The organism is Pseudofrankia sp. EUN1h (assembly GCF_001854645.1).
Lineage (GTDB): Bacteria > Actinomycetota > Actinomycetes > Frankiales > Frankiaceae > Pseudofrankia > Pseudofrankia saprophytica.
This window is the reverse complement of record NZ_MBLN01000050.1, coordinates 36248-45891: the sequence shown is the minus strand read 5'-3', so window position 1 is coordinate 45891 and position 9644 is coordinate 36248. Positions and strand designations below refer to the sequence as shown.

General features: G+C 72.5%; 7 protein-coding genes. 3 read left to right on the top strand and 4 right to left on the bottom strand.

Translation table 11 applies throughout. The features are described 5' to 3' along the window. Positions 1-2879: TIR domain-containing protein (locus tag BCD49_RS16610; protein WP_116439404.1), on the bottom strand; the 2879-nt coding region annotated here is incomplete at its 3' end. A 731-nt stretch (positions 2880-3610) separates the two neighbouring features. Beyond that, positions 3611-4321 (bottom strand): DJ-1/PfpI family protein, encoded by a 711-nt coding sequence (locus BCD49_RS16605; RefSeq protein ID WP_007514230.1) that lies wholly within the window; start codon positions 4319-4321, stop codon positions 3611-3613. Between the two features lie 196 nt (positions 4322-4517). Between BCD49_RS16605 and BCD49_RS16600 the strand changes: the two genes are divergently transcribed. After that, positions 4518-4826 (top strand): DUF1272 domain-containing protein, encoded by a 309-nt coding sequence (locus tag BCD49_RS16600; RefSeq protein ID WP_027141245.1) that lies wholly within the window; start codon positions 4518-4520, stop codon positions 4824-4826. 72 nt (positions 4827-4898) lie between these two features. After that, complete coding sequence (locus BCD49_RS16595; protein ID WP_083401503.1) at positions 4899-6071, top strand: serine/threonine-protein kinase; 1173 nt, start codon at positions 4899-4901, stop codon at positions 6069-6071. 145 nt (positions 6072-6216) lie between these two features. Here BCD49_RS16595 and BCD49_RS16590 read toward each other — a convergent pair whose 3' ends face one another. Further along, positions 6217-6984, bottom strand: a complete 768-nt coding sequence (locus BCD49_RS16590; protein ID WP_027141244.1) for an SDR family NAD(P)-dependent oxidoreductase — start codon at positions 6982-6984, stop codon at positions 6217-6219. 97 nt (positions 6985-7081) lie between these two features. After that, complete coding sequence (locus tag BCD49_RS16585; RefSeq protein ID WP_035931410.1) at positions 7082-7552, bottom strand: MarR family winged helix-turn-helix transcriptional regulator; 471 nt, start codon at positions 7550-7552, stop codon at positions 7082-7084. Positions 7553-7995: 443 nt separating this feature from the next. Between BCD49_RS16585 and BCD49_RS16580 the strand changes: the two genes are divergently transcribed. After that, complete coding sequence (locus tag BCD49_RS16580; protein WP_007514225.1) at positions 7996-9582, top strand: MFS transporter; 1587 nt, start codon at positions 7996-7998, stop codon at positions 9580-9582. Positions 9583-9644 lie beyond the last annotated feature (62 nt).

Here is a 9644-nt window from a genome sequence, read left to right as displayed (position 1 = left end):
AGGGTGCGTCCGTCCGGGGAGAACGCCACCGCCAGCACCCCATCGCCGTGGCCGGTGAGGGTGCGGGTCTCCCGGCCGGTGGCGACGTCCCACAGGCGGACGGTGCGGTCGTTCCCCGCGCTGGCGAGGGTGGTGCCGTCCGGGGCGAACGCCGCGGCCAACACCCCGCCATGGTGGCCGGACAGCACGCGCAGTGGACGCAGGTCCGCGGTGGTCACGACGAGCTGGGAGCCCCACGTCGCGGCGACCAGGCTCCCATCGCGGGACCAGGAAAGCGTGAGGATCGCGGTCGCCGCGGGCAGGAGCATCGGTTCCACGGCGTCGCGACCGGTGACGGCGGCCGGGGCGAGTTCGGCGGGAAGGTCCGCGGGGTCCAGATCATGTGCCAGCAGCGCGGCCCCATGCCAGCGGCTGTCCGCGAGCTCGGCTCCGGCGAGGCGAGGGCGCACCAGCGTGGCGCCGCGCAGGTCGGCGCCGCGAAGGTCGGCGCCGGTGAGGTCGACGTCGCCCAGGCGCACCCCCGCGAGGACGGCGCCGCGCAGGTCGGCATGGCGCAGGGTCTCGCGGGACAGGTCGAGGTCGCGCAGATCCAGCCCGGCCAGGTCACGCCCGACAGGCATCCCGAGACGCCTGCCGACGGCGAGCGCGTTCCCACGGGCGACCGCGGCGCCGGATGCGCCGGCTGCACCGGGTGCGCCGCGCGGGCCCGCCAGCGCGCCGCGGACCCAGCGTTCCAGCACCGGACGGGACGCGGCGCCGACGAGGAAGTCGACGACCAGCTCGGACATCGCCGCCGCGCGGGCCAGAACACTGTCGCCGTCGGCGTCGAACTGCCGGGCGATGGCCTCGGCGATCAGGAACTCCAGCACCGAGGAGTGCAGGAAGCAGAACAGGTCGGCCTCATCACGTACCAGCAGGCTCCCCGACCCGACCGAGAACACCGCCTCCGCGGTCCGCAGGCTCGTCGTGCCCAGACCGGGCAGCGCCCCCTCGACAACGGCGGCGAGCTCCACGAGGTCCAGGCCCAGCCGGCCGCCGGCCCAGAGCCGTTCGGCGATGGCGATCGCCACCGTCCGGAGCTGGCTGATGTCCAGGCCGGGCCGGGAACCGGGACTGGGGCGCTTCCGCCGGGATTCGAAGTCCAGCCAGCGGTCGACGAGCACCCGGTACAGGTCGGTCCTGGTGACCATGCCGCCCGCCGAGCGGGCGGCTTCCAGGTCCTTCTTGGGCAGGGCGGCGATGAACTCGAGCATGCGCGGTGTGCGGGACAGCCCGCGCAGGTCGGGCACCACGGCCAGCAGGTCCATCCGCTGGCGCGCCGCCTCCCACGGCGACGGCTCGTCCGGGTCGGGCGACCGGGTGAAGGAACGCGTGAGGAAATCCAGGATCTGCGCGTCGTCGAAGTCGGCGAGCCGGACCACCGTGCGGGCCACCGGGACGCGCTCGACCTGCTCGGCGAGCGGGGTACGCCACTGGTCGTCGTGGGCGAAATGCTGGGTCCTGCTGGTCAGCAGCACCTTCGCGCGGCCGGACACCGCCGAGAGGATCATCCGCAGGTGGTCGGCGGCGGCATCGTAGGTCAGTCGCACCGCCAGCTCGTCGAATCCGTCGAAGATCAGCAACAGTTCGCCGCGGTCCAGCATCCGCCGCACCGCCTGGACGCGCACCCCGTCCTCGCCTGACTCCTGCAGATGCACGGCGAGCACCGTGTCGAGGCTGTGACTCTTCTCGAAGGCCCGCAGGTTGATCAGCATCGGGGTCAGCCGCGGCAGCCGCTCCGGGAGCTGGCGGGCCAGTTCCCGGGCAAGGAAGGTCTTCCCGAGGCCGAAATCGGCGAGCACGAGCACGAGCCGGGGGTCGCGGACGTCGAGCCAGTTTTCGATCGTCCCGAGGACGTCGTCCCGGGGCGGCTCGGCCTCCGGCTCACCGAACCGGACGACGGCGTAGCGCTGCGGGACGTACAGGTCCGCAGGATAGATCCGGTCGTCGGCCAGGCTGGCGGCCAGACGGTCGCGGTAGCCAGTCGGGTCCCAGCCTCGCTCCGCGGCGAGGACGCTGAGCAGCTGCACCCCATGTCTGCGGGCCTTGCCGGCCAGGACCTCGTCGGTGAGACGCCCGCTGTGGACCAGCTCGGATTCGACGTACGGGATGCGTCTCTCGTACACGGTGTGCACCTCGTCGACGAAGGACGCCAACGCCGCCTCGTCGAGGTCGCCATCGTGGACTCCCACAGGCCAGCGGCGCGTCCTGCCCTCGACGTCGGCCCGGACCCGCAGGTAGCGGACCCGGCCACCGGGACCGACGGCGCGGGTGACCGACGCGCCTGGGAAGCGTTCCCGGTAGGCCTGCGCGACCCTGGCCAGCAGATCCGTCATCTCGGCTGGGAGCCGCACGCCGGGATATCCGGGCCGCGACCCGCCCGCGCGCTCGTGCTCCGGCCTGGGAAACGGCGGTCTCACGGCCGGCCTACGAGGGCCCAGCACCACCGCCTTGATCCCGGCTAGCAGTTTCTCCCGAGCCTCGTGCTCGTCGAGTCCGGCCAGGTCGATCGGGACGCGGCCGCCGAGAAGACCCGCCGGGGAGCAGCGCCGCACGACGACCGGTACCAGCCGGCGGTCCTCTCCCAGTGGGTCGGCGCTGAACGCGGCCTCCCACTGCGCCACGAGTTCTCGCGAGTCCAGCGCGTCTGGCGACAGCACTACCAGCGTGCGTCGTGCCGTGGACACCCGTTGGTTCTCCCAGTCGAGGACCAGCCGACCAGGAACGAGATCCCAGGCCCGCACCGCGGGCAGGTACCCCGCCTCGACGAGCTCCCAGGCGAGCCACTCGGCCCAGGGCCGGTCCGAGTCGACATAGCTGAACAGGAAGTCCGCCACCATTCTGTTACCAGACGATAGCGAAGAGTTGGCATCCTGTGCCGCTGCGTCATTTTCTGCCGCGTCCCCCGTCACAATCCTTAGGATCATAAGGTCGCCTCACATGCCGGCCGGACGGAGATCCCCGAGCGGGCAGCGGGCCCCGCCGGGCGGCGCCGGGCGCACCAGCCGCGAGGTGGTGCCTCGGCTCTTCGAGTGATCAGACCCGACTCGGCCTGCACGTGGGCCGGGGAGAGCCGCTGGTGACCGGCGGTGCTGGAGCCCAGTGGCGATCCGGTGGGCCTGTCGGCGCCAGAACGAGGAACCCTAATTACTCAGATCCCTCATCGGATCCGGTCATGGCTTGTGGGGCGGATCCTTGGCTTCCCGCCCGCCACAGCCCATGGATGGATGAGCGGGCGGCGCGCAGCGCCACCCCGGTCGCCTCCGTTCTGCGTCGTGGCAGGCGCCGGGGGATCCCGGGCGTCGGGTCAGACGTCAGGGGCGCCAAACGGCGCTGGTTGTGACTCTGACGTCGGACAGGATGAACGCCCGACCGCACGAGCGGCACCCCGACCGAGCTCGGGCCGGGCTCCAAGCGGGGTTGACTCCGCGATCGTCAAGACGTTCCCAGGGTGATTGCGTTCTTGCGTGCCAGAGCGGCAAACATCCACCGGATCATGAACTGAACCATGATCTGGCGCGCTCGTCGGTGTTGCGACGCTCGCCCGTGACGATCGTTCCCCAGGAGCTTCCTAGGTTCTCGCCCCGCGGTCCTTGGGCGCGGCGGCCGCTTCGACGGTCACGGCCCGGGCGCGGTGGTACTCCAGGCGGTCGGCGATGGCGTCCGCGTGGTGGGCGCCGAAGAAGCGCTCGACGAGCCAGAGGGCCAGGTCGATGCCGCTGGTGACGCCGCCGGCGGTCACGAGGTCGCCGTCGTCGACGACCCGGGCGTCGGTGACGGCGGCGCCGTAGCCGGCCAGGTCCGCCGCGGCGCCGTGATGCGTGGCCGCCGGCCGGCCGCCGACGAGGCCGGCCGCGGCCAGGACGAGGGTGCCCGTGCAGACGCCCGCCGTCACGGACGCCCGCCCAGCCGCGGCGCGCAACGGCGGGAGCAGCTCGCCGCGGCGGACCTCCGCCCAGGCCCCGGTCTCGCCACGGGCGATCCAGTTCCCACCCGGGACGACCAGGACGTCGCAGCCGGGCTCGAGCACGGCGTCCGACCGGAAGCGAAGCCCGAAGCTCCCGACGACCTCGCCGGCCTCGGTGCGGGTCACGAGCCGGCTGGTCAGCGGGCAGCCACGGCGCTCGGCGTCGCGGAAGACCTCCAGCGGGCCGACGACGTCCAGCTCGTCGACCCCGTCGAACACGACGACGTCGACGAGCAGGGGCCTGGACGGCGTAGGCGGCGTGGACGGTGCCGGCGTGGCCGGCGTGGCCGGTGTCGATGGAGTCGCGAGCGGCATGGCCTCAGCGTCGCCGCCCGGCGGGGGTGCGGACAGTCGGGATTCCGACTGCCGCCGTCGGAATCGTGCGGCGCGTGCGCCCACACCTGCCCTCGCCTGCCGCGGCCGCCCGCGTGTCCGGCCGGGTGTTCGGCTGGGTGTTCGGCTGAGTGCGGCCGGACCTTGCGAGCGCGATGTGCTCGGCAAGAATCGGCTGATGGCCCTCGAACTGCGACCAAACTGCGAGTATTGCGACAAGGATCTGCCGGCCGGCGCCCCGGACGCGATGATCTGCAGCTACGAGTGCACCTTCTGCGCCGACTGCGTCGGCAGGCTGCGCGACGTCTGTCCGAACTGCGGCGGCGGGTTCACCCCACGCCCGATCCGTCCGGCCGGCGAGTGGCGCCCCGGTCTGTCGCTGGCCACCCGCCCGGCGTCGACGACCAGGATCCACCTGTCGTACTCCGCTGAGGAGATCGCCACCCTGTCGGACCGGCTCGCCCGCGTCCCGGCAGCACAGCGCTAGTCACCCGCACGCGGCTGCGGACTTCATCGCCCTATTTGGCCCTATTTGCAGCTCCGCCCCGGGGTCCGTGGCATGGTGGGTGGCGCAGATCGTTGGCAGGCGGTCCGGGGGGCCGCGGTGGCGGAGGAGATGGTGGCGGAGCCGCTGCTGCCGTCCGACCCGGAGGTGGTTGGTCGGTACCGGCTCGACGCGCGGCTTGGCGTCGGTGGGGCGGGACGGGTCTATCTCGCCCGGTCGGCGGCCGGGGAGTGCGTCGCGCTCAGGGTGATCAATCGGGACCTGCTGGCGCGCGCCGACGCCCGGTGGCGGCTGGCCGCCGAAGTCCGGGCGCTGTACCGGGTCACGGGCCCGCGGGCCGCCCGGCTCGACAACGCCGACCTGCACGGCGACCCGCCCTGGCTCGCGGCCGAGTACGTCCCGGGCCGCACGCTGGGCGAGCACGTGCTGCGCGAGGGCCCGCTGGACGCGCCGCTGACCGCCGCCCTCGGGATCATGCTGGCGGACGCGCTGGGAGAGCTGCACGACGCCGGGTCGCTGCATCGCGACCTCAAGCCACGCAACGTCATTCTCGGCCCGGACGGGCCGAAGACCATCGATGCTGGGCTCGCCGTGCTGACAGAGCCGTTCGGGCCGGCCTACCGGGCCCCCGAGCAGGTGGCTGGCCAGGCCGATACCACGGCGGCTGACGTCTACGCGCTGGGCGCGACCCTGGTGTACGCGGCGAGCGGGCACATTCTCTACCCGGACCGGGCCGCGTCGTCGCTGCTCAAGGCCATCGTCGATCCGTACACCCCGCCGAACCTGTCCGGCGTCCCGGAGGAGCTGGTCAGGCTGCTCGCGGCGATGATCGCCGCCGACCCGGCCGCGCGGCCGAGCCTCGAGGAGCTGCGCGGTCGGCTCGTCCGGCTCGCCGGCGGGCAGGAAGCGCTCGACGATCTGGCGCGCGAGCTCATCGAGTGGGCCCACGGCGGCCCCGAGGCGTACCAGCCCGGCGTCGACGAGCTTGAGATCGAGCCCGCCGCCGACGATGTCGACGAAGCGGGCGCCGACGAAGCCGACATGGACGAGGTCGACGTGCCAGGGCCTGACGTCGAGGAGGCCGGGAGCGATGAGCCGGCGCCGTTCGACCCCGAGACGACGAGGCCCATCGGCCCACCGCTCGATCGCCCGGGTCGTCTCGATGGCCCGGCTGTTCCCGGAGCCGCGGCGGCGGGCCGGGGGAGCCGCCGCGGCGGTCAGCCGTAGATCTGGGTCGCCTGCGAGGGCGATGGTGGCGGTTCCGGCCGGCAGGAGGCTCGGCTGGGCGGGTTGGCGGGCGGTCAGCGCATCGAGTAGTCAGTCGGTCGCCACCCGCAGCCGGTTGGCGGCGCAGGGGACCGGGCTCGGAGGCTCAGGCGCCGGGCTGGTCGGTGGGGCGGATGAGGATCTCGTTGACGGAGACCCGGCGCGGCCTGGTCACGATGTAGGAGATCGCGTCGGCGATGTCCTGGGCGTGCAGCATCTCCACGTTCGCGAACCGCTGCCGGGCGGTTTCGCGGATCTGGGGGCGCAGGTGGTGGGTGAGCTCGGTCTCGACAGCGCCCGGCTCGACGACCGACACCCGGACGTGCCGTTCGGTGACCTCCTGGCGCAGCGCCTCGGTGAAGGCGTTCACGCCGTGCTTGGTGAGGTTGTAGACCCCGGAGAAGGCGGTAGCGCGCCGGCCGGCGACCGAGCTGATGTTGACCAGGTCGGCGACCCGCCGCGGCTCGCTCTCGGCGGCCCGAAGCAGGTGTGGCAGCGCGGCGTGGGCGACGTAGAGCAGGCCCTGGATGTTCAGCTGGACCATCCGGTCCCACTCCTCGGTGGGCGCGCCGACGGCGGGGCCGAGAAGCATCACGCCGGCGTTGTTGATCACCGTGTCGAGCCGGCCGAGCTCGGCGACGGTCCGCTTGACGGCGGCGATCGCCTGGGACTGGTCTGTGACATCGGTCTCGATCGCGAGCGCTTCGCCGCCGGCGGCGGTGATCTCGGCGGCGAGTGAGCCGATCCGGTGGGCCCGGCGCGCGGCGAGCGCCACGGCCGCTCCCTGGCGGGCGAGCTCGCGTGCCGCCGCCGCACCGATGCCGCTGCTCGCGCCGGTCACGAGCGCCACCGTGCCGTCCAGCTGTTCCGCCACCGCCCGCACTATAGAGGGCTGGCGGCCCCTGTCCTCGGAGGTACCAGGGGTCGGACGACCAGAAGATCGCCTTTTGACAGTTAGAACCGTGGGGTGTTCAGGGGAAGGCGCGCAGCAGCGTCCGCAGCGCCTCGTCGAGGCTGGCGCGCTGGTCGGGGGAGAGGACCGCGCTGAACCGGCCGACGATCTGGGCGTGCTCGGTGACCGCCGCGTCGATGACGGCGCGGCCCTTGTCGGTGAGGTGGACCCGGAAGCTGCGCCGGTCCTCGGGGTCGAGGGTCCGTTCGACCAGGCCGTTCTTCTCCAACCTGTCCAACCGGTTGGTCATGCCGGCGCGTGACATCATCAGCAGCGACGAGAGCTGCGACGGGATGAGCGTGCACGGCGGGCCGGAACGCCGCAGCGCCGCGAGGACGTCGAACTCGCCGGCGTTCAGGCCGTGCCGGCGGATGACCTGTTCGGCCATGGTCGCGAGGTTCTTGGTCAGCCACTTCATCCGGCCGAAGCAACCGAGGGCACTGATGGTGTCGGCGTCCAGGTCCGGGCGTTCCCGAGACCAGCCTTCGATGAATTCGTCGACCTGGTCCGGTCCATCCTCTGGGGCCGCGCCCTCCGGGACGGTGCAGAACTCGGCGGGCTCGGCCGCGTAGTCCAGGGCGGCCGCGCCGGCGTCGACTGTCACATCCGTGGCTGGAGCGTCGTCAATGACTGGGAGGACGTCGATGGTCGGGGCGGCTTCGGTGCGCGTGCCCGCGTCGGCGCCGTGGGTGCGGGCCTTCATGGCGTGAGTGTAGTTGATCACGATAGTTTGATGCCAGCTCTGTTCGATGCCGTACTATCTGGGAGTGAACTACCGCCTCGCCTGATCCGCGTGCGGCCCGTGACCCGGCGTCCGCTCCCGACCACTGGCAACCACCGACGTCCATGGCGGCATTCCAGACCCCACGCCGAGAAGACGCGACGATGCACCCCTCGCGGCTCCGGAGCCTCCCCAGAAGACACGGAGACACAGTGACCACAACCACCGACGTCACACCCTCGGGTGACGGTGGCGACCACAGGGCCACCGCGCCGGTGATCCCGGCCCAGCCCGTGGCGCCGGCCGCGGCGGTCGCCGCCTCGCCGGCCGCCGACGCATCGGTCCACGGGGCGGCCGGCGAACCCGACCCGCGCCGCTGGATCGCGCTCGCCGTCATCGCCGTCGCCCAGCTCATGGTCGTGCTCGATGGCTCGATCGTGACGCTCGCGCTCCCGCACGCGCAGGCCGCGCTGGACATCTCCACCGCCAACCGGCAGTGGGTGATGACCGCCTACACGCTCGCCTTCGGTGGCCTGCTGCTGCTCGGCGGGCGGATCGCCGACTTCGCCGGGCGCAAGCGGGCCTTCATCTGGGGCCTGTTCGGCTTCGCCGCCGCGTCCGCGCTCGGCGGGTTCGCCCCGAACGCGGCGATGCTGTTCGGCGCCCGCGCCCTGCAGGGCGCCTGCGCGGCGGTGCTCGCGCCGGCCGCGCTCTCCCTCATCACCGTGACGTTCACCGACGGCAAGGAGCGCGCCCGCGCGTTCGGCGTCTACGGCGGCATCTCCGGCGGCGGCGCCGCGATCGGCCTGATCGTCGGCGGCCTGCTCACCGAGTACACCTCGTGGCGCTGGTGCCTGTTCGTCAACGTCCCGATCGCGGTGGTCACGGCCGTCGCCGCGATCTCGGTCGTCCGTGAGAGCCGCGCCGAGGGCAAGCCGAGCTACGACATCCCGGGCGCGACGACGATCACCCTCGGCCTGGTCGCGCTGGTGTACGGGTTCACCAAGGCGGCCGACGACGGCTGGGGCTCGGCGGTGACCGTCTCCCTGCTGGTGGCGGCGGTCGTGCTGTGCGCGGTGTTCGTCGTGATCGAGCTGCGCACGGCGAAGCCGCTGCTGCCGATGCGGGTCGTGCTCGAGCGCAACCGCGGCGGCTCGTTCCTCGCGTCGCTGTTCTTCGGCGCGGCGCTGCTGGCGATGTTCCTGTTCATGACGTTCTACTTCCAGCAGACGCTCGGCTACAGCGCGCTGCGCAGCGGGTTCGCCTTCCTGCCGTTCAGCGGCGGGATCATCTTCGGGGCGGCCATCGCGAGCCAGCTGCTGCCGCGAGTCGGCCCGAAGTCGCCCATGGTCGTGGGTGGCGTGATGGCCGTCGTCGGCCTGCTGCTGCTCACCCAGGTCGGGCTRCACACCGGCTACGCCTCGCACGTCCTGCCGGCGGAGCTCCTGATCAGCCTCGGCATGGGCATGGCGTTCGTCCCGATGTCGAGCCTGTCGCTGATCGGTGTGTCGGACCACGACGCCGGCGTCGCGAGCGCCCTGGTCAACACGACCCAGCAGGTCGGCGGCTCGCTCGGCATCGCGCTGCTCAACACCGTCTACGCGACCGTCGTGACGAACTACCTGGGCAGCCACGGCATCGGCCCGGCCGCGCAGGCACAGTCCCAGATCGAGGGCTACACCACGGCCTTCCTCTGGAGCGCCGTGCTGATGGCGGCCGCGCTCGTCACGGTAGTCATCCTGGTCAAGGCAAAGAAGTCGGACGTGGCCGCCGCCGGCGCCCCCGTCCACGCCGGCTGAGTGCGCAGGTCGGCTGAGCGCAGGCCGGCGCTGTGCGGGTCGGCGCAGTGGCGGACGGCCAG